Source organism: Aliiglaciecola lipolytica, from assembly GCF_018860635.1.
Taxonomy (GTDB): domain Bacteria; phylum Pseudomonadota; class Gammaproteobacteria; order Enterobacterales; family Alteromonadaceae; genus Aliiglaciecola; species Aliiglaciecola lipolytica_A.
This window is the reverse complement of record NZ_JAHKPT010000036.1, coordinates 31206-56452: the sequence shown is the minus strand read 5'-3', so window position 1 is coordinate 56452 and position 25247 is coordinate 31206. Positions and strand designations below refer to the sequence as shown.

Sequence of the window (25247 nt, the reverse complement as noted above, 5' to 3'; positions counted from 1 at the left end):
TGCTAGGGGCAATTTCCCAGTAGCAGCAGTAGTAATAGCAGTCAGTCAACGGCCAAGAAGAATTTATCGACCTATTTAAGCCGTGATGGTGTGTGGATAAAACTACGCTGTAACAATGGTGATGAATACGCAATAAGAGATTGCGAAAATGGCTACTTCGAAGCGAGTAGTATGGGATTAGGCGCTTGCCACTATAACTCTCAGCTTAAAGCTGCTCAGCAGGTTTGTTCGTCCAGTGGTGTTTTTTAAGACTATTTATCTTTTTTACATTCAGTATAGCTAAATGGAAGGCGCACTTAGTTGCGCTTTTCCTTTATCTACTATGAAGACTTTTGCGATTCGTTGTAGAAAGTGGCTTAAAACTTTGCAGGAATTGGCTTAAAATTGCCAGCCAATAAAGCGGCTCACTTTACTACCTTGATGCATTTCAATGGTTTTAACCTCTTTGACCTGGACTTGCTTTAATTGCCGGTAGATCGCATTTAGATGCTCTTTTTTGGAAACTAAACAGGTAAACCATTGCACTTGTTTGGCAAATTGCTGACTTTCAATAATCATCTTACTGATAAACGCTGGTTCGCCGCCTTTACACCATAATTCGTTGTGCTGTCCGGCAAAGTTAAGATGGGTTTTGTTCGCTTCGCAATAGCGTTGCTCCCTGCCTTGTCTTTTTTGTTTATGTCTAGCGAGGTTACGGTTCTTACGCTGGTTTCCAGCTAATGCGTCTTTTGCATTGGCGTGAAAAGGGGGATTACACATAGTAAAGGTAAATTTATCGTCTGGCTGAATTAATCCTTTAAATATATGCTGGCTATTCTGTTGTTTGCGAATAGTGATCTGCTTTTTTAGATTGTCGTTGTTGGCGACAATATGTCTTGCTGATTGCAGTGAGGCGTCGCTGATATCACTGCCAACAAAGTGCCAGCCATAGGTTTGGCTACCAATTATGGGATAAATAACATTAGCCCCCACGCCAATATCTAGTCCTAAAACGTCATTTTGCTTGTTTGTGGTTGCAGTGATTAAGTCAGCAATATGATGAATGTAATCCGCTCTTCCTGGGACAGGAGGGCACAAGAAACCCTCAGGAATATCCCAGTAGCTTAACTTGTAATATTGTTTTAACAGCGCTTGATTGAGGGTTTTTACTGCGCTGGGTTCGGCGAAATTGATGGTCGCTCGTCTCCCTTCTTTTTTTATAATAAAGTTTGTGAGCTGTGGAGCGAATTTAACTAGCTGAGCAAAATCATAGCCGTTTTTATGGAGGTTTCTTGTGTGCATTGTATTTAGTTAACTCATTACTTAAGTGGCAACTAGCTATTGTCAGCTTTGAAACTTATTTTATCATGATATCCCTTATTACACTTTGATTGTTGTTTTCGTGGATGAAATCAGCGTCGGTAAAATACAGCTAAATTAACCCAGCACAACCAGGCCATGTTGATGAAACAGAGCCGAGTACTATGGCTGTGATGGGACTTGGCCTTTTGAGGGTCGTTTCTTTACGTTGTCCCATGACTAAATAGTTTGCACAATATCCAGTCACTAGCCTCGCTGAAGCGAGACTTTTTTATAGGTGTTGAATTTACTCATAATCTGCTGGATACATTATGTTCCGTAAATTTCTATAAACCTATTATCTCAAATGCTTATAGGAATGACCTTACCGATAGCACCTGACACTTGATCAACAATGCCATTGCCCAAGGCTTTCCATTTAGCCTCACGATTGGCCAATTCAGTTTTCACTTTTTCAACACTTTGTTGGGTCAGTTCTATGGCTTTGTTGATTTCAGCCCCATCCCCCAGAGTGATATCTTGTTGAAGCTTGGTTATTTGTCCTAATATGGCCTCCATGCTTTTGCGGCTTTCGGCCAGCTCACTTTCTATCTCGGAAACTTGTGCTTGCAGCAGGGCTACACCTTTACTCAACTCAGTAGTCATGTCGTCGGCTAAGGCCTCGACTTTTTCATCGATCCAATCATCCATTTCTTGTCTGGCATTATCCGCTATTTTTTTCGCCTCTGGCGGAAGAGCGTCGAAACTAGGTACTAATCTTCTGGTTCTCATTATTCTTCTCCTTGCGACTTAGCAGGCATAGGTGATGCAGCGTGTTGATTGATTAAGTTATTTACATGATTTGGAATTTCGTCTATTAAATCACTGAACTTATTATTAATACTTTTAGTTAAATTCGTTTCTAGGTTATTTAACGTGCCCGTTAGGTTACCTAAACTCTGAAATGCGTTATTCGACAGCTTCCCTAAAAACTGGTCAAAGGTAGAGCTTAATGGCGTCAATAGACCACTAAGCTTACTGCTTATGGCTGTTAATTTGGTTTTGAGGTTATCGCTAGCACCTTCCAAAATTAGTTCGTAAATTGGAGACCTATCAACATTATTTTTTAAAGTTAACAAGGTTTGTAACTGTTGATCGTTTAGTGTATCCAGTTGACCATAGTGAGCAGCTAAACTTGCTTGCAGGCTTAACAGTTGCTTGGCAATGTCTTGAGCCTGATTATTGAAGCTCTTACAATCTGTCCCCGCTGGTGGGTTGATCATTGTGTATTGGGCATCAATATTATCGAACAGAGTCGTTTTATATTTTAATATCTTCTCAAAATAGGTCTCTCGTAAATCCAAATCATCCCTAGAGTGGCGACCTGAAACGGCTAATATTTGGGTCTTTTTAACTATTATTTTTCGACTAACATCCACATCAAGTGGCGTTATGGTTTGTGCATTTTCAAGCTCTTTTAATTGAGCTTCATAAACCTTAAAGGAAGCCTCTAAAGGAGCATATGCAGTATTGAACTGTTGTGGGTATGTTTTATTTTGAAACTCAATTACTTGTTCATAAAAGCGTTGCTTAATTTTAAGTTTGGAATTACTAATTAAAGCTTGAGCGTATGTGTGAGTTCTCTGGTTTATAGCGTCACACTGCTTGCTCAGTTCAGACCCGACTAATTTAACCATCTCCACTTCAGTCGATAGTTGCTGGTTAAAAGCATTGGCAATATTGGCATGTTGTTGAGCTAAGATTTTTTGATTTTCAACGGATCTGTCGGTGAGATTTAACACCGCCTGAGTTGCACAGCCGCTCACTGAGATTACTAGGCTGATTATAATAATAAAATTCACTGGTATTTTCATTTGGAAGTATCCTTCTTCGCAAGTTCAGATTCTACTAACCCGTGGGCAAGCTCTTTAGCTTGACGTTTAATTTCGTCGATAGATTTGGGTTCAGCTGCACTTTTTAAGGCTCTAAGTAATTTCGTTCGTTCCTCATAAATTTTTTGTGGTCCTTCATTTATACTACTTGTTGCTGCTCCTAGTACTTTTTCAATTAATTTGTCGAATAACGAAGCTGTGCGTCTGGAAGCGTAACCAAAAATGAATCCTATTAATGGAAGTGTCCAAACTCGGGCTTCATACGGACCAATGTCAAACCAACCAAACATAATTGCCATCACCATGACTAAGGCTAGAATAGGTCCATAAATAAGTTTGGTATAAGCGACCCAACGCTCTAACGGATTAAAGTTCTGTTTGCGAAGATATTCCGCGGAGTTCACCAATAAGTTAGTTATTACTCCAAAGACTGCCCAAAAGAGAACCTCCAACATAGATAAATTGGGAGATGTCCACATGAAAAGTTTGCTAGGAGGGGATAGGGTATGTAGGTCAATCATTTGTTGACGTTTCAACCTAGATAAAGCAAACAAATTTTGTTTAATGGTGTTGGGTAATAAGTTACTAGCAGCTAGTTTAGTACCAATGTTAGCTACTAGAATGTACGCCTCATCATAAGCTCCCTGATTGACTAGCGTCTCAACAGGAACGATTTGTTGGTGATCATTAAGGTGTGATTTTAATTGAAAAATTTGCGCTTTGGTCTTGGTGAATAGTTCATAAATTGTAGTAGAACGGTCTCTAATTTTGCCTATGGTATGCGTACTTTCCTGGGCGTCAATGTACCAGTCTAAGTCACTTAGGTTTTTGAAATCGACCTCGCCGATTTTAGAAATTTGCGCAAAATACTGCCAAGATATTGCACTATTTAGATTAGACTTAGTGTGCATCAATGTAATGTGAGATGCTAAGTACACTATAATTATAAAGATCAGCAATCCGATTAATTTAAGTATAAAGGATTGCCCGATTGTTCGTGGGGTACGGTTATCCATCCTCATGTATCTCCCAAGTTTTACTGGTAGCAATAGCCAGTAAATCAATGTTAGTTGTCAATTCCTTTGAAACTACATGACAATGTTTAGAAGCTCTTTCTGCTGCTTATTGAACTTGCATCTTTTGGTTATAGACCAAAAAACGCAATGTCGCTAATTTCACACACTCATTAACCAATATTCTTTAATCACTGTTCTTTTTTTTGGGGGGGGGAAGAATATAAAGTGTTGCTTTGAGTAAGCCTACTGAATCGTAAATAGCGTACCTTTGAGTATTAACCTATAAACCAGTATGCTTTATATCTGATTCTATAATGTTGGTGTCAAATGCGCTGGATTGTATTTCTTCTGTTATCGGTTATCACTCTGTACTCGATTTTAGGTCGTGCCTATGGGGTTAATCTCGACCGTTTTGCGTTAGTAATTGGCAATCAAAATTACCAAGTAGCGCCTTTAAAAAATACCCTCAATGATGCGGAAGCTATTTCTGACGCTTTTTTCGAACTCGGTTTTCGAGTGACCACCTTAACTGACGCAAATTCGTTGACTCTACGCCAAGGGATTAATGGGTTCTACGAAGAAGTCGCTAAGGCTGCTGGCAGTCAAAAGCTAGCCGTTGTTTATTATGCGGGGCATGCAATACAAATTAATCATGCCAATTACCTCATCCCTCTTAATATCCAGTTTGAAAGTGAACAGGAATTTGTTGATCAGTTGTATAATCTCTCCCATCTATTTGAACTGATGAAAAGTACTAATGAGTTACAAAACATTGTGATTTTAGATGCTTGTCGTAATAATCCTTTTGAAGGCAGTGGCAACGTTTTAGTGTCTCAAGGTCTAGCTCCGGTGAAAGCTCCGTCGGCTACACTGATTGCCTTTGCCACTGAGCCTGGAGGGATAGCGTTAGACGGCAGGAGCGACAATGGTGTTTATACTAAACATCTACTTAAATACATTTCCGAAAGCATCTCGATTGAAGAAGTATTTAAAAAAGTCCGCTCGGCAGTGGCAAAGGAAACTCGCAATAGGCAAATTCCATGGGAACATTCATCGTTACTTGGAGAGGTCTATTTCAGCCCTCCCAAAAACAAGGAAGTCCCCAATATAGTGGTATTTTGAATGGCTTAAAAAACGTAAGCTAGGCCAACGTGCAAGGAAGTAAAAGATTCATCGATGCCGTTAAATTGAGCGCCGTTATAATCGATATCTTGCTGATAGTCATTTATCTTAAAACGTGTTTGAAACAGTAAGTTGCTGGAAACTGGCATTGTCCAACTTAAGCTATAACTAAATCCTTTGGTGTCACCAGAAACATTTCCTGTTAGATCGTCAAATTCTATTGCCTCTTCTTCCTCTTCTTCATCTGTATTTTCAGAAAAAACGTTGTTTGCCCTTAGGTCTGCGAAAGCGACAGACAGACTAAGACTGCCAGCTTTCTCAAATTGCCAATGATAACTTATCCCAACAAATGGTCCTTTTTGTCGATAACGTTCATCGGTAATGTTAAGTTGATCTTCTTCGTCGATGTCCCGTGGAGTAAATTGAATTTTGGTGTTGCCATATTTGTAACCACCAAATAGCGTCCAATTTTTTGATAGTCGATAGCCTAATGTGATGTCTAGATCATCACGAGATGCTTTACCCGTATCTTCTTCTTCGGATATATCAGCATCCTTCAAGGTGGTCTGTAAGTTGGCTGACAATTGCCAGTTTTCAAGAGTCACGGCGACAGGAATATTGACGCTAGGAAAGCTGATGTCGTGATCGAGTTTTTCGGAAAAGGAAAAGGTGCTATATCCTAGCGATGCGCCAGCTACAAATCGAATGTCTTTAAGTGAAGAGTTTGCAAACGCCGCAGGCGAGGCTATTAGCACTAGTAGCAATCCTGCTAAACAGCGATTGTTCATTATATGCTCTCTTATTGTTATTTTTTTGTGCAATTAGCTAAGACTAATAGTATTGTTAGTAGATAGCAAAAAATAGAGAACATAAATGAATTCAAACAAACCCTTAGTTTCCTTGATATCGATTCTGTTTTCCATCTTGTGTTTATGTTTTATTGGCGGCTGTAAGACTACCGATGATAGCTCAGAAGAAGTCGAGTGTCGCAACGAGCAGCAAGAAAGTTGTGATACAGATGACGAAACGGGAAGAGGCTATGATCCCTGTTTAGTGAATGAAAGTTTACCGGTCTGCAAGCCTTAATGGATCCACAAGAACTAAGACTGCAAATTGCGGAAGTCGCAGGAACATGGATTGCTGCTCTAGCTGTGGTTATCGGCGGTATCTTTGGTGTCTTTCAATACTTAGAACATAAAGATGCAGTGCGTGTTGACCGAAGTATGGCGTTTGTAGAGCGTTATCATAGTGATGGCTTATTGATGCAAGCACGGTTAAAAATTACCGACTCAATGACATCCCATGTTGATAACATCAATCAATTATTAACAGATTCAACCATCAAACCAGAGAATGTTGCCAGCCAATATAACGATTTTATAAATAAACAGGTTGAAGCAGATGCATTAGCGGGTTCATTGGACCAAATTTTCACTTTTTATGAGCAGATAATACTGTGTAGAGAATTAGACTTGTGTGACGATGCCGCTGCAGAACAGTTCTTTGATACAGATGGTCGGGCATTTGTCCGCACTTTTTACCCGTACATATGTAACATTCGGGAAAAATGGAATAATCCAGAAAAATATAATCGGCTTTTGAATTTCTATGCGGGTAATGGCAACAGTATCTGTGAATCTTGAACTAATCCCTAAAAATCACGATTTTTATGCTTTTCTACAACTCTCAATAATCCTATGTCGTTGAGTTAACAGTGGTACCTATGGGCTAGACGTTTGTGTTCGAAATAAACGCAAAGGATATTAAAACAGCTAAATGGATGAAAATCATACAGCTACAAAGTTGTTGGGGGTGTAATATTACCCAAAAGTTGAATTTAAAAAAGCGTATTATATGTAGCGCTTTTGGTTAAAGTTTGCTGTAATAGATTGATAACAAATAAAATATAAAAACGTGAACTATGCATGCAGGTTGGCGAGAATATCTAAAGCAGCGCTTAAAAACACCATCGAAGTTCTATTCAATAGGGCTTGAATTTGGCGACGATTCTATTCAAGTTTCTGTATTGAATGATGATAAGCAAAATATCACTTGGGTAAAACAGCACCTATTGCCTGCCCACGATTGGCAAAAACACCTTCAAAATTATGTTTCACAAGAATCGTTAACAAATACTCCTTGTCATGTGGTGCTAAGTCCAAGCAAATATCAGATTCAACAAGTTGAAAAGCCGCAAGTAAGTGACGACGAATTGGCACAAGCGTTAGTTTGGAGTGTGAAAGATCTCATGCCAAACCAAGACGAAATTGTCGTCGACTATTTCGAATTACCGGTGCAAAGCGCTGGGGCAAATAAGGTAAATGTTGTCGCACTGGCCAAAGATAAAGTTGAAGAGCTCACCGACGGCATACTCCATGCTGGTCTAGAATTGAAGAGTATCAGTATTCTAGAGCTGATTATGGCCGATATTGTTGAGTCTAGTGATGATGCGATACTTACTTTGGTTCAGGAATCGGGGCAGGAGATATGTCTGAATATTATCAAACATGGTCAGGTCTACTTTTCTCGACGTTTGCGTGGGTATGAAAACTTACCTACATTTAGCGAAGAAGAATTACAAATGGGAGTTGGCGATAATCTGAGCGTAGAAATTCAACGTTCAATGGATTATTTTGAGAGTCAACTTCGGCAAGCACCGGTTAAGAAAATTCTATTGGCAATCGAATCTCCACACTTAGATAAATTAGCGCAAATGATGCAACAGTTAACTTTTATGACAGTGGAACCTATCCATGTCGAGGTGCCTCATGTTGAAGGGTTAACATACCGTAGCAGCTTCATTGGAAGTTTAGGCGCGGCCTTCGTGCAGAAAAATGGAATTGCCAATGAAAACTAGAATCAATTTTTTTAGAGAAGATTTGAAATTCAAAATTATACTTCTGAATTTGAATTTTCTTTTAGGATTGGCCATTTTGTCTATCATTTGTATTGTGACGGCTTGGTTATGGGCAAGTAATTCACATGCTAACGCTGAACAACAAACGGATTTATTGCTTGCACAAATTGCCCAGAAAAAAGAACTATCCAAATCTTTAATAGAAGCGAAAGATACTCGTACTCAAAGTGCTGCGATTGTGGCCGATGTGGAAAAACATCAGCAAGAATTAGCCATGAAACGCACCATCTTAAATGAATTGGATAGTCGTCAAACGCAAAGGAGTAACGGCTTCTCAAGTCTAATGGTAGATCTGGCGAAAAATCACCATACTAATTTGTGGTTAACCAATATCTTATTGAACGAACGTAGCCTTTATATTGAAGGTGCCACTACTGATTCCAAAGCACTTCCTCAATGGGTATCGCAATTAAATCAAGCTAGTTATTTTGCGGATACTGAGTTCGCCGGAACTCGAATGTTTCGAAATGACAAACAGCAATTACAGTTTATACTCAGTTCAAACCTTGATGATATGAAGGGGAAAGGGCAATGAGTCAGTCTATAGGAAGTCAATATACTGATTTGCTTGCTAAATTTTCCGCCCTTACGACCCGAGAGCGGGCGTTAACAATTATAGCTACACTGTCGGTAATATTATTAGGTGGATACGTATTGATGGTCGAACCCGTTTTAGAAAAATGGGATCGCGAAAAAATGGAAATTCAGCGGCAAACTAATGAAGCTGCAAGTTTAGATGCCAAAATCGCATTATTAGAGCAAACCTTACAAGAAGATCCCGATGCATCCATTAAAGCGCGTCTGAAAAGCGTTAAACAAAAAATCTCCAAAGCCGATGAGGCGTTGAATGCGCAAACTGAAAATTTGGTGCCAGCGTCGCATATGCCTATATTGTTAGAACAAGTGTTTGCACAATTTGAACAGCTCAAGTTAGTTGAAATGCACTCTATCGCGCCGACTCCTTTACTGAAATTAGAAGAGGAACAAGAGTTAACGGATGTGAATTTGTATCAACATGGTGTGCAAATGACTCTGGAAGGTGGCTATTTTGAGATTCAAAAATACCTACAAAGAGTAGAAGCCTTGCCTTATCAGTTTTATTGGAAAAAGTTTGAGTACAAAGTTGAAGAATATCCGGATGCTTTAGTGCAAATTGAAATTTATACGCTAAGTACAAGTCGTGCATTTATTGGAGTTCGTAATGATTCGTAAATTCACTTTATGCCTTGGATTACTATTGTCTTTTGTACTTGGCGCACAACAGCTTATTGATCCAACTAAACCCAAAGGGGCGGGCTTGCTAACCACTAAAAGCAATGAGGACGAAAATGGTCCAGCGCCTATTGTATTAACCGCTGTGTTTATCAAGAGCAACAGTAAGGTCGCCGTCATAAATGGCGAGTCTGTGCTAGAAGGACAGAGTTGGAGAGGAAACCAAGTGAAAAAAATCAATAAAAACGGAGTCGTTCTAATCGTAGACGGCCGTGAAACAGATTTGTTATTAAATCAATACTCAATTAAAAAAGATGCATCCAATGACTTCTAAGCAAATTGTACTTCTAGGATTAGCGCTGACACTATTTGGCTGCCAATCGACCTCAGAAACTGGGCCCGCTCAAAAATCCATGGACCAAGCTATGGAGCAACAAGTTGAAGCGATGCGGGATAAACAAAGCATGCCGCTAGACAATTTACCCGATGCGGTAAGCCAAGCGTTGTTGCCGGGCCAATCCTTAAGTGAAGATCCACTTTTTGATGAAGAGAAATACGATATTAGTGCTAAGGCCGTCGATGCTGTCAGCTTTTTCGCCGGTTTGGTTGAAGGTACGCCTTACAGCGTTGCTGTCCACCCTGAGGTGAAAGGTGCCATTTCGTTAAGTTTGAAGCAAGTTTCACTCGAGCAAGTGTTTGAATTGGTGTCCGATTTATACGGTTATGATGTACAGAAATTCGATCAAATCTTTCGCGTATTTCCTTCTGGCATGCGAACTGAAACCTTTCCTGTTAATTACCTGTTGATGCAGCGTGATGGTGCAACGCAAACCAGTATTGCCTCTGGTGGGGTAACGCAAAGTGAAAATAACCAAAACTCTAACACCAGTAGCGTCAATAATTTCAGTGGTAACTCTTCCACGGGCAATAATATTGGTGGTGGCTCAAGTAGTAATAATACGAATGGCACTAATATCAGTACACGAACTGAAACCGATTTTTGGTCTGAGTTGAAAGAGACTTTACAGTCAATGGTTGGGGTTGAAGAAGGGCGTATGGTAATGGTGACTCCGCAAGCTGGATTAGTTACTGTTCGCGCGATGCCTGGCGAAATCCGAAGCGTGAAAGAATACTTAAAAGTATCTGAAGAGATCGTAAAACGACAAGTAGTGCTAGAAGCTAGAATCATCGAAGTTTCATTAAGTGATGAATATCAACAAGGCATTAATTGGAATCAAATCGCCAACAGTAATAGCAGCAGTACACAAGTAAACTTTTCTACTACAGCTGGAAATTTTGGTAATCAAATCAGTGCTGCTATCGGTAATGTCACCAGTTTATCGTTTTTAAATGAAGACTTTTCTGGGGTATTAACATTGCTTGAAACCCAAGGTAATGTACAAGTGTTATCTAGCCCTAGAGTGACAGCAACCAATAACCAAAAAGCGGTCATCAAAGTGGGCGACGATGAATACTTTGTAACCGAAGTGTCTAATCAAAATACCATTACCTCAGGCACCACAACGGTCACACCAAATATTGAACTTACTCCTTTCTTCTCAGGTATAGCATTGGACGTTACTCCTCAAATTGATGACAAGGGCGGCGTATTATTGCATGTTCACCCATCGGTAATCGAAACCGATGAGCAAGAGAAAGTCATCACCTTGAACGAAGAGCGATACGTATTGCCTTTAGCTCAGAGCAACATTCGCGAATCGGATACGGTGATTCATGCAAATTCTGGTGAGATTGTAGTGATAGGTGGATTGATGCAATCAATAGTCTCCGAATCAGATTCAAAAACGCCGTTGCTGGGTGATATTCCGTTATTGGGAAATCTATTTAAAAGTAAAAATGATATTGAAACTAAAAAAGAGCTAGTCATTTTACTCAAGCCAACTGTAGTCGATGCAAATACTTGGAAGCAACAATTAAAGCAAAGTCGCGACCAGATGGCTGATTGGTTATACGTGGAATAACACTATGTACCTGTACCATTACGGTATAAAGGAATTACCGTTCACATTAACGCCTAACACCAGTTACTTCTTTGGCTTACCGAGTCACAAAGAAGCGCTAGCTGTGTTAGTTACTGCGCTTAAAACCGGCGAAGGTTTTATCAAAGTAACAGGCGAAGTGGGAACCGGAAAAACCTTGATATGCCGTAAGCTGTTAAATGAATTGCCAGGTGATTTTGTTACTGCCTACATTCCCAATCCATTTCTAAGCCCTGCTGAACTGCGCAGATCAGTGGCCAGTGAACTTAATGTTGCTTTGACGGATCACTCTGATCAGCAAGAGTTTACTCACCGTATTCAACAACGCCTCATTCACATACACCAACAAAACAAAGGGGTAGTATTGATTATTGATGAAGCTCAGGCTTTACCAATGGAGAGTATTGAAGCGTTAAGGTTAATGACCAATCTAGAGACTGAGTCTAGAAAGTTATTGCAAGTGGTCTTGTTTGGCCAACCTGAATTAGATCAAAAACTAGCGTTACCTGAACTACGTCAGCTAAAACAGCGTATTACATTCTCATACAATTTGCGCTTGATGGATGCTGATCAAGTATTCCAATACGTGCGTCATCGCATGGCTGTAGCCGGATATAAAGGCCAAGAGTTATTCAGCAAAAAGTGCTGTGAACGCTTGTTTAAGGCCAGTAAAGGAACACCAAGAATTGTCAATGTCTTGTGCCATAAAGCATTGATGTTGGCCTACGGTGAAGGCAAAAAAGAAGTATCCCTTGAACACATTCGTTTAGCTATTAACGATACGGAAGCGGCGCTGCTGCCAAACAAACATCTACGTCTAATCTTGATTATTGCCGGTTTGATTTTATTAGCGCTAGCGGCAACATTTGCTTATGAAAGTTGGCTGTTATGAGTGTCGTTAATAAAATGCTACAAGATCTGGAAGAGCGTAAGGCTGACCCTGAATTGTCAGCTGATTATCGCCCTTCAAACGAAAAGAAAAAGACGTTGGCATCCATCTATATTTTAATCGCGATATTGATAGTTGCTTTTGCTATTTGGTTGTTTAAAGACAATTTGTTTATGCAAAAGAGCCAGTCGCAAGACGTTGTTGAGATTGCGGCCGAGACTGAAAAAAATATCCAAGAACAGCCTCTTGAGAAGCAAGATCAGCAAGCAAACGTTGTTCATGACGCAGAGAGATTGATGGATTCAACGAATCCTGAATTACAGCTTGGCAATCAGTTAGAACAGCTCAATCAACTGGATAATGAAGATGTTATTGAAGGGCAGCTTCAAAGCACTGGTAACCTTCAAGCAAACGTGCAGGTTGAAGATAATGAATTGCTGCAGTCTGCAAATAATGCAATTGTTCAGCGAGTAGAAGACGATCAGCAAAGTACCCAAATAGAATCTGTGTCGATAGCCGATGTTGAGCAAAAATTGACAAAAATGAAGTCTGCATCAAAACCGCAGGAGTCTGAGAAATTAGAGAATCTAGACACTGTCGACGGTGTCTTCGAAATGAAATCTAGCGACACTGCAATTGATAAAGAACAGTTAAAGCAACAAGTTCAAATCGCCCTTAAACGAGGGGATGATCGAACTGCAATAAACTTACTGGAGAAACTTGTTGAGGTAACGCCTGAGAATACTACTGCCAGAAAACGATTGGCGTCGATGTTATTTGCTCAGGGGAATCATGACAAAGCTGATAAAACGCTGCAAAAAGGCATTGATTTATATCCTGGAAATTTAGAACTGCGAATTATGCAGGCGAGATTATACGACCAGCTAAAAAAACCTGTGCAAGGGTTCGAGTTGCTAATGGCACACACTGTATCTGCTTTTCAAGCGCCCGACTACGTAGCTTATCGAGCAACATTGGCGCAAAAAGCGAATAAGTTTGAACAGGCGAAACTGGATTATCAACAGCTAGCTAAAAGCCAGTCAGCGAATGCAAAATGGTGGCTTGGTTTGGCTGTGGTAGAAGAGCGACTAGGTAATATGAGTGAGGCTTTAGAAGCCTATCGACATGTTAAACAATTATCCCAAATGTCCGTTGAGGTTGAAGAATTTGTTGAGCAAAGAATACGCTATTTGGCAGAGGTTAAATAATGCAGCCTAAAGCTAAAATACGTCTCGGAGACTTGTTGGTTCAAAACAACATTATAACCGAAGAGCAACTCATGCAAGCGTTATCAGCTCAGCGTGAGTCCGGTAGAAAGCTAGGTGCTGTGCTGGTTGAGCAAGGGTTTGTTTCTGAACATAACCTACTGACTTTTCTATCCCAGCATTTAAAAGTACCGCTAATAAGCATACCTGAATACCGGGTGCAGCCTGAAAGTGTGAAGCTACTACCAGAAGTGCAAGCTCGTCGTTATCGTGCCATTGTGTTAGATGACAAAGGCGACCACCTATTGGTTGGTATGAGTGATCCGGCTGATATTAATGCTGTCGATGCGCTATCTTCGTTACTGACTAAACCGCTAAAGCTGGCGGTGGTTTCCCAAGCTCAATTATTTGAAGCCTACGATAGCTTTTACCGACGAACAGAAGAGATTGCTTCATTTGCTCAAGAGCTAGCCGAAGAATATCAAAACGAAGATGAGTTTGACTTCGCAAGTGGCTTAGAATCAGAGCAAGACACCGCAGTTGCTAGGCTGTTACAGTCCATTTTTGAAGATGCGGTGCAGGCTAAAGCGTCGGATATCCACATTGAACCGGATGAAGGTTTGCTACGGATTCGCCAACGTGTAGATGGCATGTTGCAAGAAACCATTATTAAAGAAAAGAATATCGCCTCGGCACTAGTGCTGCGTTTAAAATTAATGTCCGGGTTAGATATTTCTGAAAAACGTTTACCCCAAGATGGTAGAACGCAAGTTCGCATCAAAGGCCACACCGTTGATGTTCGTTTGTCGACAATGCCGGTGCAAAACGGTGAATCTGTGGTAATGCGTTTACTCGATCAATCGGCTGGACTTTTAACCTTGGAACAGACAGGTATGCCTGGTCCATTGCTACGTCGATTGCGGACTTTATTGCAACGCCCCCACGGTATGATTTTGGTTACCGGACCAACCGGATCCGGTAAAACTACGACATTATACGGTGCATTGAGTGAGCTGAATAAGCCAGATACCAAGATCATCACGGTCGAAGATCCTGTGGAATACCGTTTACCTAGAATCAATCAGGTTCAAATCAATAACAAAATCGATCTGACCTTTTCTAACATCTTAAGAACCACCCTTCGTCAAGACCCTGACATTATCATGGTGGGGGAGATGCGTGATGCAGAAACCGTTGAAATTGGCCTGCGAGGTGCTTTAACAGGTCACTTAGTATTATCTACTTTGCACACTAATGACGCGATAAGCAGTGCCATTCGACTCTTGGATATGGGCGCTCCTGGGTATTTGGTCGCAAGTTCTTTAAGAGCAATTATTGCGCAACGATTGGTACGACGAATTTGTGATAACTGCCAAATAGAATATACCCCTAATGAAGAAGAAATGTTTTGGTTGGGGAATATCGATGCCAGTGCTAAAACGGCCACATTTAAAAAAGGGGCTGGTTGCCAAAGCTGCAATCAAAAAGGCTACCGTGGTCGACTTGGGGTATTTGAATTGCTTGAGATGACCGAGCCGATGATGGATGCGTTGAAAAACTCAGACACAGTGGCATTCAGTCATGCAGCATTAAATAGTCCTGGATATTCACCTTTAGCCAGTGTCGCATTGTCTTATGCCAAATTAGGCTTTACCACTGTAGAGGAAGTGCTCAGGTTGGTGGAAATGGTTGCTGAAAGTGAGGGTATAACTCATCAAGACCAAGAACACGACGAAGAACACAAGAGTACAAATAACGAAGGTGAGGTAGATGGCTCAGTTTAATTACACTGGACGGGCATCTAATGGTGAGTTAACCAGCGGCCTAATTGAAGCTGTAGATCAGTCTACCGCTGCAAAAATATTGCTTGGTCGCAACGTAACTCCGCTAAATATTTATGAAAGTACCGAGCAAAGTGGTACTAAAAAACAAAGTAATGAAATTAACTTTTTCACCCCTAAAGTTAGTTTAGAAGATTTAGTTATTTTTTCCCGCCAAATGTATTCGCTTACTCGTGCAGGGATACCCATATTGCGTGCGGTAAATGGGTTAGCAGATTCAACTAATTCGAAGCGCATGGAAATGGCGTTGAAAGACGTTGTTGAGCAATTGGAACGTGGACGGACGCTGTCATCTGCATTGCATCAGCATCCTGAAATATTTAATCAATTATTTGTTTCAGTTGTCCATGTGGGGGAAAACACCGGTAAATTGGACGATGCATTTTTACAGCTATCCGATTATTTAATTCGCGAGCAAGAAACTCGTAAACAAATTAAATCAGCAATGCGTTATCCCTTTTTCGTGGTTCTCGCATTAATTGCCGCTTTAATTGTAATGAACATCTTTGTCATTCCCGTATTTGCCGACATGTTTAAAAAGTTCGACGCAGAGCTTCCATTGATGACTCGATTTTTGATCGGCATGTCGGATATGTTTTTAACTAAATGGCCGTTTATGCTACTTATCATCGGTGGCGTGATTTACGCCATTAGACGGTATTTAAACACCGATGTCGGACGCTATAAATGGGATAAGCGCAAGTTGAATTTACCGGTCATTGGCGGTGTTCTAGAACGTACTTTGTTAGGACGTTTTGCGCGTAGTTTCTCGATGATGTTGGTGTCTGGTGTTCCTCTTACTGCAGCGCTAAATTTAGTTGCTGATGCGGTTGATAATCGCTATATGTCAGAAAGAATCTTGAATATGCGGCGCAGTATCGAAAAGGGTGAAAGTTTATCTCGAGTGGCCCATTCAAGTGAATTGTTTACGCCTTTGGTTATGCAAATGATAACCGTTGGCGAAGAAACCGGGCGGGTTGACGAGCTGCTAGCTGAGGTAGCTGACTATTACGAACGCGAAGTAGATTATGATTTAAAGAGCTTAACGTCTAAAATTGAACCTATATTAATCGTAATTGTGGCGGTAATGGTGCTAATTCTAGCTTTAGGTATCTTTACCCCAATGTGGGAAATGATGGGTGCGTATAAAGGCAGATAGTTAGCCTAAAGCGCGTAATTAGGAAAGAAATTGGATAAAAATCAGGCGGGACAAGAAAGTAGCAGCCAACTATTCGGCAAAATTGTTGTGTTAATAGTGTTTATTACTATTCTCACTAGTTTTGTGCTGTACTTTAATAATAGTTCGCCTGACATGAAATACATTGCAATGGAAAACTTACAACAACGTTTTTCACAAAGTGTGACTAACTCACATTGGCAATGGCAGGCCGAAGGTCGCCCGAGAATTATCGTGTTGGTGCATTATGAGTCGCAGCCTGATAACGATAACCAAGCGGTTGAAAAAGATAGGCGACCGATTGAAATGGGTTTAAATGGCTACCCTAAAGCAACACCTAGCACTGAAGGTTGTGGCAAGTTATGGCAAACCATTCTCAATGTTTCTATGAGTGTGGAAGGGTTTAAGGTATATGCAGAGTATTTTTCGGATACGGATCCTGAAGATGCCGTAGATGATGCAAAATGCCGTTTTAGATTATCCGTTGGACCATATTTTGAATATCAGTTAGCAACGGGACAAGTGAGCGCCTTAAAAAGTTAACGATAAATGAAACTTGGGCTCGGGAAAATTAACGTAAATACAATAATTTACGAAAATAAATTGTGACAAACTAATTATATAAATTAATAATAGGTACTAAATGGAGGTCAATTATGAATTTTTCAAATAATACCTCTAATCAGCTAAAAGGTGGGTTAATCATGCAAACTAAACAACGAGGTTTTACCCTCATCGAACTGGTCGTAGTGGTCATAGTATTGGGGTTGCTTGCAGCTACCGCATTGCCACGAATGTTAGATATCACTAAAGACGCTGAAGATGCGACTGTTGAAGGCGTGGCCGGTGGTTTTGCGACAGGTGTTGGTTTAGTCAGAGCTGCTTGGGAATTAGAGGGACGCCCAGAGGAAAATTTTGGTACAAATAGTACTTCTGTGGTGATTGATGGTGTGCAAGTCGGAATTGACAAAGATACAGGCTACCCCACTGGACAACTCAGTAATGACTCTAGTAGTGAAGATGACAATATTAATAACTTAGATTGTGAAAGTACGTTTAATTTGATTATGCAAAGTGCACCTACAATCTCTTCAGATTGGAATGATCTGCCTTTTGAAGACTATCGTTATTTCACTAATTCGAGTGACGGACAAGGTTCTGGTGGTAACGACTTATGTTTCTACTACCTGACTCAAACGATTAAGAATTTAACGGTAGAACCGACTGATAGAAATTCAGGTAACGGTTTTATATACGACCCTAGAATTGGCCAAGTTGTTGTTTTTAGTAATAATTAAACTAAAGCCTAATAACTAAAAAAAATAACTGTGTATAGTTAAACATACTTATATTAGCTATATCGTTGTTTAAAACAGATTGAAATTTTGACATTATAGAATTTAAAATGAGGATACTACCATGCAACAACAACGCGGATTTACATTAATAGAATTGATCATAGTCATTGTGATCTTAGGTATCTTGGCTGTGACTGCCGCACCAAGATTTATTGACTTAAGCAGTGATGCTACCGCATCTACTCTCAAGGGAGTGAAAGCGGCTATGCAAAGTGGCGCACAACTGGTTTATGCTAAATCAGCGATCGCTGGTCAGCAAACTGTTGCCAATGCTGGTGATGATACGTCAGAAGTATCTGTCAGTGGTGTTGATGTTCAAACTGACTTTGGTTACCCAGATGCTGAGTTGATGACAGAAGCAATGCTAGCCGGTTGGGTACAGTTGGATATTGGTACTGACTTCAATTTTGTGGTTGGTGCTGCAGGCGATACTACGCCTGATGCTGGATCTTTTGGGATTGCACCTGGTTCAGCAACTACAGACTACACTGACGATGAATGTCACGTTATCTACACTGATGCGGCTAACGCAAATAGCGCACCTGTTATTACAGTAGTCGATACTGGTTGTTAATCAGCAAAGCCAAGTAAAACTGGTTTTTGCAGATGAATAACGGTGAGAACATCATCAAATATTAGAAGTGCAATTGGCTTCACAATAGTGGAGCTGGTTGTGGTGATTATTATACTTGGTATTCTTACCGTAGTCGTAGCTCCTCGCTTCCAAACTGGCGGGGGCTTGGCTGAATACACCTACCAAGCGCGACTCATTTCTTCTTTACGCACTATGCAACAACGTGCAATGAACGATACTCGCGACAGTTATTGCTTCCAAGTAAACGTGTTTACAGGAGCAAACTCTTCTTTCGGTCCCCCTACACTTGTTTATAAAAACAGCAGCAGAGCACTTTCTTGTGCGACGACTATAGATACCTCCGAAGACGCTGCATATGTTGTCGCTAATATAGACGAGATGGATGCTGATAATGTAACTATCACTAGTGGTGGCGGTAGCATACTGTTTAACCGATTTGGTTGCGCAAACAATGGCAGTGGTTTTTGTGCTAACGATATTGAAGTAGTCTTACAGGGCGAAAGTGCGGTGTCGGTATGCATTGAATCACAGGGGTATATACATGCCTGTGAATAGTGCTAAAAATCAAACGGGGTTTACCTTAATAGAGCTGATTATCGGGATTGTGATTTTTGCTATTGCTTTGACCTTTATTACCAGTTTGATATTTCCTCAAGCCCGCAAAAGTGTTGATCCTATAATGCAAGTGCGGGCCACAGAGCTGGCTAATACGCTTATTCGAGAAATTACTGCAAAAGCTTATGACGAAAATAGTCAGAACAATACTCGTTGCAACGATGACTTAAATGATGATGGTGATTTTGATGATGCCGGTGAGTCTGCTTGCACTGCGATAGGCAACTTTGGCCCTGATAGCTCAGAGTTTCGGAGTTATCCCGATTCAAATTTCGATGATGTAGATGATTATCATGGTTTGCAGCAAGGAGCTGGTTATTCCGATGCAATTATCCGTAATTCATTAGGTGAAATACTGTTAGTGAATGGCCAAAACTTATATGCAGGGTTCAGTGTATCGGTATTGGTCACCTACGACGGCGATATGGATGGCATTACAGATAATGATCAGTCATCCAAGCTGATTTTAGTTAATGTGACTACACCAAGTGGTGAAACTCTCCAGTTTTCGACGTATCGGAGTAATTATTAATGGCAAGCTGCAAACATAAGGGCTTTACATTAATTGAATTAATCACGGTGCTGGTGGTATTAAGTGTTGTGTCTGTTGGGATCGCAGGTTTTATTCGCACCGGAACAGAAATATATGTGGACGTGGTTGAGCGAGACAAATTGTTAAGCCAAGGTCGTTTTGCTGTGCAACGAATGAACTTAGAAATAAATAATGCGCTTCCAAATAGCTTACGAATAGCTGGTAATAGTTCAATTCAATGTTTGGAATTTACCCCCATTTTGTTTAGTAGTTTCTATTTTGATTTACCTGTAGCGCCAGAACCTGCTGCTGATGAAGTGAAACTGATTGCGACCGATGCAGCCATCAATGATTATAATTATGAAAGTGGTCAATCCATTATCGTTTATCCTACCTCAGTAGATGACGTTTATGCTGATTCTGATCGTAGGTTTCTGTTGGGGGGCGAGCCTGAATTAGATCCGGCAGATTCTAAAAAGTTGTTGGTACCTTTGGCATCCAGCGAACAATTTGAAACTGAGTCACCCAGTTCACGAGCATATATTACAGGTGCTCCAGTCAGTTTTTGTATTACCGACAATAAACTCTATCGTAAACAACAGTATCCAACCTCTAGTACTCAATCAACATCTCTTGTTGGAGCGGTATTAATGGCGGAAAATATTCAAAATGATTTGTCCGGTTCAACTCAAGATTTGCCATTTCGAATTGCAGAGTCGAGTTTAACCCGCAATGCTTTTGTGATTACCCTGTTAAGATTCGAATTGAATGAGGAGCTCGTTGTTTTTAATAACGAGATACATATTCCTAATGTCCCTTAAATCAGCGCAAAGCAGCCCTAAAAGACAATCCGGGAGCATGATCATAATTGCGTTGTTTGTGATAATTGTCATGGCCATTTTAGGTTTAACCATGGTCAAACTTTTAAGCGCCTCAGCAGATTCAGTGATTCATGAAGTTTATGGTGCTAGAGCATTACATGCTGCTCAATCATCAATGGAGCGCAATGTTAAAGACGCATTTCCTTTAACTCAAGATGGGTCTGGTAGTTGCGATAGCTTAAGTACGTTTTCCTTCGCTTCCGTGCCAGGACTACAGAACTGTCTCACTGTCTCAAGTTGCACCTTAACCACTGGATATGAAGATGAGACCACCCAGTACTACCATTTTGAAAGTACTGGAATTTGCCAATCAGGAAGGATAGTTGCTAGTCGAACTGTGGCAGTTGATGCAATTGTGGAGTGAAGATGAGAATTCTATATGCAGTTGTTTTTTTACTGTTGGCAAGCTGGGCTGTTGACGCTGATGAAATTGAAGGGTTTTATCAATTTAATCAGTTGGAATGGACAGGTAGTGATTCTGTCTTAGATAGTTCTGATAAGAACAACCATGGTAGTCCAATTGGCGATGTTTCACCTGTCTCGTATTCAGCTGGCTCGTGCCGTTTATTAAATGTTCCTCGCAATACAAGTTCTTCTGAGCAAGACGCAGTGGATACGCAAGTTGATTTAAATCAGGTTGGTAATGACGGTAGTATCGCCTTTTGGTATCGCAGCAATTTGTCTTGGTCTAACTCAACTAAACGGCAGTTACTCGATGCATCAAACCAAGCACCTAGCCAGGATAAGTATTTTTATCTCTCATTGGGGGGAGGAACTTTACAGTTTGGCATAGAAGACGACAATGATTACGATATTACTGCCGAGCGCACGGGGTTATCCTATGCTGCAGATGAATGGGTTCACATTACCGTTACATGGGACTTATCAAATAAGCGGATTCAAATTTATGAAATTTCTGGTGGATCTGGAACGGTTTTAACAAGATCCGATAGTAGCTTACGCAATTTTCTTGGCGATATGGATACTCTCTATATCGGTGATAATCGCAGCAATTATATTGTTAACCAAGGTACGGGTAACTCAGCAAATGGACAATTTGAAGACGTTTATATCTATGACTTTAAACTTTCAAATTCACAAGTGCTTAGTTTGGCTAGTACAGAACCAGATTGCGAAGAATTAGACGCAGTTTTAGTCTCCCATTGGCCAATGGATGTTTGCTCATTAGATGGCACCAGTGGCGAAGTTATCGATATTGTTGCTGGTAAAAATGGTACCGCAATTGACGGTGCTAACATTGATATCAACGGTAAGCTATGTCAAGCCAGTGAATATGCCGGTAACGGCGAACATATCAATATTCCCCACGATGCTAATTTTGAATTGAGCGATGGCAGTATCGCCATGTGGTTTCGACTTGATGATTTAGACCCTCCAAGTAATTCATACTTTAATGGACGAGCCCTATTTTCAAAAGATTCTACGGGGTTTGATAGCGGCGGTGGACACTTAACGATATACGTTGGGTCAAATGGAGCCATCAAGGCCAGGCACCAGTCGACCTCAAATAATTACAATCTTAGCTCTAGCGCAAACTTAATTTCTGAAAATCAATGGCACCATTTGGTGTACACATTTGGCAGCTCTGGGATTAAAATTTATATTGATAAACAATTAGTTGCAACTAACACTTACACAGGCGGTATTGGCGGAAACCCTGAGCCAATAATATTAGGTGCTGGGGCATCTCACACCGGTGACAATGAATCTGCACCCGATGACTTGAAAGACTACTTTATGGGTGAAATAGATGATGTGCGTCTATATCAAGGGCAGTTGAGTCAAGAGGAAGTGGATAACCTGTTTACGGAGTCAGAAAGTGTTTGTATTACCTGTGAAACGGATATTCTAGTTGCTCAATATCAATTTGAGCAAAGTGAATGGCTAGGCGCCAACACAGTCACGGATTCCTCCAGTAATGGCTATCATGCAACGGCGTTAGGTGCGGCAATCCCCATTAATCCATCGGAACAAGTTGCCTGTCGTGCTATGGAAATACCTGCTAGTGCTAGCTTAGACAGCCAGTTTAATGGGATTGACACAGGTATCGATGTTAATGTCATAGGCAACAAAGGAAGTATTTCATTTTGGTATCGCAGTAATGAGGCTTGGAATTCAGGCAATTCCCGTCAGCTATTTGATGCATCAACCGATGTAGGAGGTGATGTGGGTAACTCTCGCTTCTTTTACTTTGCGATTTTAAGCGGTGGCCAGCTTGATTTTAAACTAGAAGATGAAAACGACCTTAATTTTGGTGCACAAACTAAATTGAGCCTTTCCTATGCAGCCGATACTTGGGTGCATGTTGCAGTAACTTATGATTTAGAGTCAAAAACAAGTGCAATCTATTTAGATGGCGTTAAGCAAAGTGTTTCTATTACTGCGCAATCGGGATTAAGTACTGAAATAGGCGATTTTGACACTTTATACATAGGTGATAATCGCAGTGCCTATCTCTCCAATGGCAGTACTCAAAATTCTGCAAATGGCGAATTTGATGAAGTTCGTATTTATAACTATGTGCAAACTAGCACAGAGGTGAATTTCGACAAAGATGCCCTAAGTACTTGTTCGTTTGTGTATAAATACCTAATTGATCATGATGGCAATGGTTTAACCTGCGACCCTGAGCCTGTCACTATAAAAGCCTGTGCTAATGAAAGTTGTAGTGAGCTTTATGATCAAGATATTACCGTTAAGGTGAGCCCTAATACTGGTTGGCCTGATGGTGAAACGGTAACTATTTTAGCGGATACTCCAGCCAGTTTAACCTTGAGTAAACCTGATCCTGGTACTGTGACCTTAGATGTGGTGGATGAAAATGTTGAATGTACCGGGGTCTCAGGTGGAAGTTGTGATTTAACCTTCAGTGATGCTGGTTTTCAGTTTATCGGTGCTAGCAAAACAGACACTTTCCCTGATCAGATAGCCGAGAGTAACTTTACTTCGGCTCAACTACGGGCAATTCAAACGGATGATTCCAGTGGCAGTAATCAATGTGTCGCAGCCCTTGTGGGGGCCCAAGATTTGACCTTTAATTTAAGTTGTGATGACCCGAGTAGCTGTTTAACGCCAGTACAAACCGGAAGTGGCACTATTAACTCAGGCTCAGACGCTACAGTGTCATTGACTTTCGATAGTAATGGTTACGCCTCTTTAGGGGCTTTCTCTTATGCAGACGCGGGACAAATAAGTCTATCTGTGCAAAGTGAAATTGATGATGCCACTTACTTAAGTGGGTCTACTCAATTTGTGGTTTACCCTGACAGAATAGACATACAATCTACTTCAACTACGTCTTTGAGTCGAGCAGGGGGGGAGTTTGGCTTAGAGGTGACAGCGCGGGGAAGTGAAAACGGGATTTTACCTAACTATCAGCCACAGCAAATTGAATTGTGGCTACAGCGAGCTCTTCCAACAAGTATCAGCGGTGATAGCGGTGTGCTGACGTATGCGCAAAGCGGTACTATTGTCGCCTCTGAAACCGGCAGCTTTAAGTCAAGTGTCATTTCTGCCAGTAATACAAATATTGCCAGCAGTAATGGTGTGTATAGTTTTACCGCCGATTATGCTGAGTATGGGACGGTTAATTTGGATATTCGTGATGCAGATTATTTCGGTCATACGATAGGCTCCACTTCTGCCGGCGGCGGCAGCCCTATTACTTTGGGCCTCTTTATACCCGCATATTTTGATGTGAATGCAAACTCGCCCCAGTTAGCGGATAACTGTGCGGTAACATCTGGTTTTACATATTTAGGTCAGAACACGGCTTTTGCGACACCTCCACAATTCGTTGTGACCGCAATGAATGCAAAAGGAAACATTACCACCCACTATCAACTAGATAGTTTATGGTCGTGGTTAGGTTCTTCGAGTGAAGATTATATAATTATGTCTGATAGTGGACATGTTGGCAGTATCAACTTTTATGGTTCTCTAGATATGGATGTGACCGATCAAGGCGTTGCAGGTAGCAGAGCCTTAACAATAAATAATGCATATATAAATTATTCTAAATCAACTACGCCTTATGGTCCTTTTTCGGCGAGTTTGGAAATGAACATTTTACCGAGTTTCTTCACTGACAGCACTTATGCTAGTGCGCCGGTCTGTTACCATCAAAGTTATGACATAAATGATGACTGTGATGCTGTCTCTTCAGTTGGTGCTTTGGATGATACTAATAATATGCTTAATTTAGTGGCTATTGGCGGAACTGAATATCGTTGGGGACGGATTGTTATAGATAACGGGTTTGGCCCAGAGACAGAAAACATTCTGCTACCCGTTTCAACTGAGTATTTTAATGGAACTGATTTTATTCAAAACACCGATGATACTTGTACCTTACTAACCTTAACTGCGAGTGATTTCAGTATTACTGATACTAGCGGTGGCTCTACATCGGCAATTAGCATACTAACCAGTGATTTTGGGATGACAAGTGGGAAGACTCTCGGTTTTGAAGGTATTGCGGTCGAAAATGCCGATATTTCAGTAATGGGTGAGTACCGGATTGAGTTGTTACCCGTCGGTGATAGCTCAATCACTTGGGATGATTTTTTACAATATGATTGGAATGGCAGTGAAAGTGGGATTGGTAATCCATCGGCGATAGTCTCCTTTGGCCAATTTCGTGGCAACGATCGAATTATATATTGGCGTGAAACCGGCAATTAATCTGTAGCCTGGC

At 40.8% G+C, this 25247-nt stretch carries 25 protein-coding genes; 20 read left to right on the top strand and 5 right to left on the bottom strand.

Going from position 1 to position 25247, the window contains the following annotated elements; all coding sequences use genetic code 11:
* Positions 1-378: 378 nt before the first annotated feature.
* The 4 genes from rlmF to KO530_RS21295 all read right to left on the bottom strand — a co-directional run bounded on the left by rlmF (position 379) and on the right by KO530_RS21295 (position 4186).
* Positions 379-1281 carry a 23S rRNA (adenine(1618)-N(6))-methyltransferase RlmF gene (gene rlmF / locus KO530_RS21315; protein ID WP_216050489.1) on the bottom strand — a complete coding sequence of 301 codons (903 nt, stop codon included), beginning with the start codon at positions 1279-1281 and terminating at the stop codon, positions 379-381.
* Between the two features lie 360 nt (positions 1282-1641).
* Positions 1642-2070: a hypothetical protein gene (locus tag KO530_RS21305; RefSeq protein WP_216050488.1), complete on the bottom strand. Its 429-nt coding sequence runs from the start codon at positions 2068-2070 to the stop codon at positions 1642-1644.
* Positions 2070-3152 carry a hypothetical protein gene (locus KO530_RS21300; RefSeq protein WP_216050487.1) on the bottom strand — a complete coding sequence of 361 codons (1083 nt, stop codon included), beginning with the start codon at positions 3150-3152 and terminating at the stop codon, positions 2070-2072. Before KO530_RS21300 ends, KO530_RS21305 begins: the two co-directional genes overlap by 1 nt.
* Positions 3149-4186: a hypothetical protein gene (locus KO530_RS21295; RefSeq protein WP_216050486.1), complete on the bottom strand. Its 1038-nt coding sequence runs from the start codon at positions 4184-4186 to the stop codon at positions 3149-3151. The genes KO530_RS21300 and KO530_RS21295 overlap by 4 nt, the downstream gene beginning before the upstream one ends.
* Before the next feature lie 327 nt (positions 4187-4513).
* Here KO530_RS21295 and KO530_RS21290 point away from each other — a divergent pair, with 327 nt between their 5' ends.
* Positions 4514-5308, top strand: a complete 795-nt coding sequence (locus KO530_RS21290) for a caspase family protein (protein ID WP_216050485.1) — start codon at positions 4514-4516, stop codon at positions 5306-5308.
* 5 nt (positions 5309-5313) lie between these two features.
* On the opposite strand, the gene KO530_RS21285 is transcribed toward KO530_RS21290, so the two are convergent.
* Positions 5314-6096, bottom strand: a complete 783-nt coding sequence (locus KO530_RS21285) for an outer membrane beta-barrel protein (RefSeq protein ID WP_216050484.1) — start codon at positions 6094-6096, stop codon at positions 5314-5316.
* An 85-nt stretch (positions 6097-6181) separates the two neighbouring features.
* Here KO530_RS21285 and KO530_RS21280 point away from each other — a divergent pair, with 85 nt between their 5' ends.
* The 19 genes from KO530_RS21280 (at position 6182) to KO530_RS21190 (ending at position 25234) form a co-directional block, all read left to right on the top strand.
* Positions 6182-6394: a hypothetical protein gene (locus KO530_RS21280; RefSeq protein WP_216050483.1), complete on the top strand. Its 213-nt coding sequence runs from the start codon at positions 6182-6184 to the stop codon at positions 6392-6394.
* Positions 6394-6951 (top strand): DUF4760 domain-containing protein, encoded by a 558-nt coding sequence (locus tag KO530_RS21275; RefSeq protein WP_252729419.1) that lies wholly within the window; start codon positions 6394-6396, stop codon positions 6949-6951. Before KO530_RS21280 ends, KO530_RS21275 begins: the two co-directional genes overlap by 1 nt.
* A gap of 278 nt (positions 6952-7229) precedes the next feature.
* On the top strand, positions 7230-8165 hold the full coding sequence (gene pilM, locus KO530_RS21270) for a type IV pilus biogenesis protein PilM (RefSeq protein WP_216050482.1): 936 nt from the start codon (positions 7230-7232) through the stop codon (positions 8163-8165).
* Positions 8155-8760 (top strand): PilN domain-containing protein, encoded by a 606-nt coding sequence (locus tag KO530_RS21265; protein WP_216050481.1) that lies wholly within the window; start codon positions 8155-8157, stop codon positions 8758-8760. Before pilM ends, KO530_RS21265 begins: the two co-directional genes overlap by 11 nt.
* On the top strand, positions 8757-9437 hold the full coding sequence (locus KO530_RS21260; RefSeq protein ID WP_216050480.1) for a type II secretion system protein GspM: 681 nt from the start codon (positions 8757-8759) through the stop codon (positions 9435-9437). Before KO530_RS21265 ends, KO530_RS21260 begins: the two co-directional genes overlap by 4 nt.
* Positions 9427-9771, top strand: a complete 345-nt coding sequence (locus tag KO530_RS21255) for a hypothetical protein (RefSeq protein WP_216050479.1) — start codon at positions 9427-9429, stop codon at positions 9769-9771. The genes KO530_RS21260 and KO530_RS21255 overlap by 11 nt, the downstream gene beginning before the upstream one ends.
* Positions 9761-11419, top strand: coding sequence for a pilus (MSHA type) biogenesis protein MshL (gene mshL, locus KO530_RS21250; protein WP_216050478.1), 1659 nt, complete (start codon positions 9761-9763; stop codon positions 11417-11419). Before KO530_RS21255 ends, mshL begins: the two co-directional genes overlap by 11 nt.
* A 4-nt stretch (positions 11420-11423) precedes the next feature.
* Positions 11424-12329, top strand: a complete 906-nt coding sequence (locus tag KO530_RS21245) for an ExeA family protein (RefSeq protein WP_216050477.1) — start codon at positions 11424-11426, stop codon at positions 12327-12329.
* Positions 12326-13534 carry a tetratricopeptide repeat protein gene (locus KO530_RS21240; RefSeq protein ID WP_216050476.1) on the top strand — a complete coding sequence of 403 codons (1209 nt, stop codon included), beginning with the start codon at positions 12326-12328 and terminating at the stop codon, positions 13532-13534. The genes KO530_RS21245 and KO530_RS21240 overlap by 4 nt, the downstream gene beginning before the upstream one ends.
* The gene (locus KO530_RS21235; RefSeq protein ID WP_216050475.1) at positions 13534-15315 is read left to right on the top strand and encodes a GspE/PulE family protein; all 1782 of its coding nucleotides are present in this window, start codon (positions 13534-13536) and stop codon (positions 15313-15315) included. Before KO530_RS21240 ends, KO530_RS21235 begins: the two co-directional genes overlap by 1 nt.
* A complete protein-coding gene (locus tag KO530_RS21230; protein WP_216050474.1) occupies positions 15302-16531 on the top strand; it encodes a type II secretion system F family protein in 1230 nt (409 codons plus the stop codon). Before KO530_RS21235 ends, KO530_RS21230 begins: the two co-directional genes overlap by 14 nt.
* 30 nt (positions 16532-16561) lie before the next feature.
* A complete protein-coding gene (locus KO530_RS21225; RefSeq protein WP_216050473.1) occupies positions 16562-17092 on the top strand; it encodes a hypothetical protein in 531 nt (176 codons plus the stop codon).
* Between the two features lie 113 nt (positions 17093-17205).
* On the top strand, positions 17206-17847 hold the full coding sequence (locus tag KO530_RS21220; RefSeq protein WP_436792314.1) for a prepilin-type N-terminal cleavage/methylation domain-containing protein: 642 nt from the start codon (positions 17206-17208) through the stop codon (positions 17845-17847).
* 121 nt (positions 17848-17968) lie between these two features.
* Entirely contained in the window at positions 17969-18481 is a 513-nt protein-coding gene (locus tag KO530_RS21215) for a prepilin-type N-terminal cleavage/methylation domain-containing protein (RefSeq protein ID WP_216050472.1), read from the top strand.
* A 42-nt stretch (positions 18482-18523) separates the two neighbouring features.
* Positions 18524-19057: a prepilin-type cleavage/methylation domain-containing protein gene (locus KO530_RS21210; RefSeq protein WP_303502213.1), complete on the top strand. Its 534-nt coding sequence runs from the start codon at positions 18524-18526 to the stop codon at positions 19055-19057.
* Positions 19044-19649 (top strand): type IV pilus modification PilV family protein, encoded by a 606-nt coding sequence (locus KO530_RS21205; protein WP_216050471.1) that lies wholly within the window; start codon positions 19044-19046, stop codon positions 19647-19649. The genes KO530_RS21210 and KO530_RS21205 overlap by 14 nt, the downstream gene beginning before the upstream one ends.
* A complete protein-coding gene (locus tag KO530_RS21200) occupies positions 19649-20470 on the top strand; it encodes a prepilin-type N-terminal cleavage/methylation domain-containing protein (RefSeq protein ID WP_216050470.1) in 822 nt (273 codons plus the stop codon). Before KO530_RS21205 ends, KO530_RS21200 begins: the two co-directional genes overlap by 1 nt.
* 91 nt (positions 20471-20561) lie before the next feature.
* Complete coding sequence (locus KO530_RS21195) at positions 20562-20894, top strand: type II secretory pathway protein (protein ID WP_216050469.1); 333 nt, start codon at positions 20562-20564, stop codon at positions 20892-20894.
* A gap of 2 nt (positions 20895-20896) precedes the next feature.
* Complete coding sequence (locus KO530_RS21190; protein WP_216050468.1) at positions 20897-25234, top strand: LamG domain-containing protein; 4338 nt, start codon at positions 20897-20899, stop codon at positions 25232-25234.
* Positions 25235-25247 lie beyond the last annotated feature (13 nt).

Excerpts from the sequence above, each read along its gene's own strand:
- rlmF (WP_216050489.1), bottom strand. The coding sequence starts at position 1,281 with ATGCACACAAGAAACCTCCATAAAAACGGCTATGATTTTGCTCAGCTA.
- KO530_RS21305 (WP_216050488.1), bottom strand. The coding sequence starts at position 2,070 with ATGAGAACCAGAAGATTAGTACCTAGTTTCGACGCTCTTCCGCCAGAG.
- KO530_RS21300 (WP_216050487.1), bottom strand. The coding sequence starts at position 3,152 with ATGAAAATACCAGTGAATTTTATTATTATAATCAGCCTAGTAATCTCA.
- KO530_RS21295 (WP_216050486.1), bottom strand. The coding sequence starts at position 4,186 with ATGGATAACCGTACCCCACGAACAATCGGGCAATCCTTTATACTTAAA.
- KO530_RS21290 (WP_216050485.1), top strand. The coding sequence starts at position 4,514 with ATGCGCTGGATTGTATTTCTTCTGTTATCGGTTATCACTCTGTACTCG.
- KO530_RS21285 (WP_216050484.1), bottom strand. The coding sequence starts at position 6,096 with ATGAACAATCGCTGTTTAGCAGGATTGCTACTAGTGCTAATAGCCTCG.
- KO530_RS21280 (WP_216050483.1), top strand. The coding sequence starts at position 6,182 with ATGAATTCAAACAAACCCTTAGTTTCCTTGATATCGATTCTGTTTTCC.
- KO530_RS21275 (WP_252729419.1), top strand. The coding sequence starts at position 6,394 with ATGGATCCACAAGAACTAAGACTGCAAATTGCGGAAGTCGCAGGAACA.
- pilM (WP_216050482.1), top strand. The coding sequence starts at position 7,230 with ATGCATGCAGGTTGGCGAGAATATCTAAAGCAGCGCTTAAAAACACCA.
- KO530_RS21265 (WP_216050481.1), top strand. The coding sequence starts at position 8,155 with ATGAAAACTAGAATCAATTTTTTTAGAGAAGATTTGAAATTCAAAATT.
- KO530_RS21260 (WP_216050480.1), top strand. The coding sequence starts at position 8,757 with ATGAGTCAGTCTATAGGAAGTCAATATACTGATTTGCTTGCTAAATTT.
- KO530_RS21255 (WP_216050479.1), top strand. The coding sequence starts at position 9,427 with ATGATTCGTAAATTCACTTTATGCCTTGGATTACTATTGTCTTTTGTA.
- mshL (WP_216050478.1), top strand. The coding sequence starts at position 9,761 with ATGACTTCTAAGCAAATTGTACTTCTAGGATTAGCGCTGACACTATTT.
- KO530_RS21245 (WP_216050477.1), top strand. The coding sequence starts at position 11,424 with ATGTACCTGTACCATTACGGTATAAAGGAATTACCGTTCACATTAACG.
- KO530_RS21240 (WP_216050476.1), top strand. The coding sequence starts at position 12,326 with ATGAGTGTCGTTAATAAAATGCTACAAGATCTGGAAGAGCGTAAGGCT.
- KO530_RS21235 (WP_216050475.1), top strand. The coding sequence starts at position 13,534 with ATGCAGCCTAAAGCTAAAATACGTCTCGGAGACTTGTTGGTTCAAAAC.
- KO530_RS21230 (WP_216050474.1), top strand. The coding sequence starts at position 15,302 with ATGGCTCAGTTTAATTACACTGGACGGGCATCTAATGGTGAGTTAACC.
- KO530_RS21220 (WP_436792314.1), top strand. The coding sequence starts at position 17,206 with ATGAATTTTTCAAATAATACCTCTAATCAGCTAAAAGGTGGGTTAATC.
- KO530_RS21215 (WP_216050472.1), top strand. The coding sequence starts at position 17,969 with ATGCAACAACAACGCGGATTTACATTAATAGAATTGATCATAGTCATT.
- KO530_RS21205 (WP_216050471.1), top strand. The coding sequence starts at position 19,044 with ATGCCTGTGAATAGTGCTAAAAATCAAACGGGGTTTACCTTAATAGAG.
- KO530_RS21200 (WP_216050470.1), top strand. The coding sequence starts at position 19,649 with ATGGCAAGCTGCAAACATAAGGGCTTTACATTAATTGAATTAATCACG.
- KO530_RS21195 (WP_216050469.1), top strand. The coding sequence starts at position 20,562 with ATGGTCAAACTTTTAAGCGCCTCAGCAGATTCAGTGATTCATGAAGTT.
- KO530_RS21190 (WP_216050468.1), top strand. The coding sequence starts at position 20,897 with ATGAGAATTCTATATGCAGTTGTTTTTTTACTGTTGGCAAGCTGGGCT.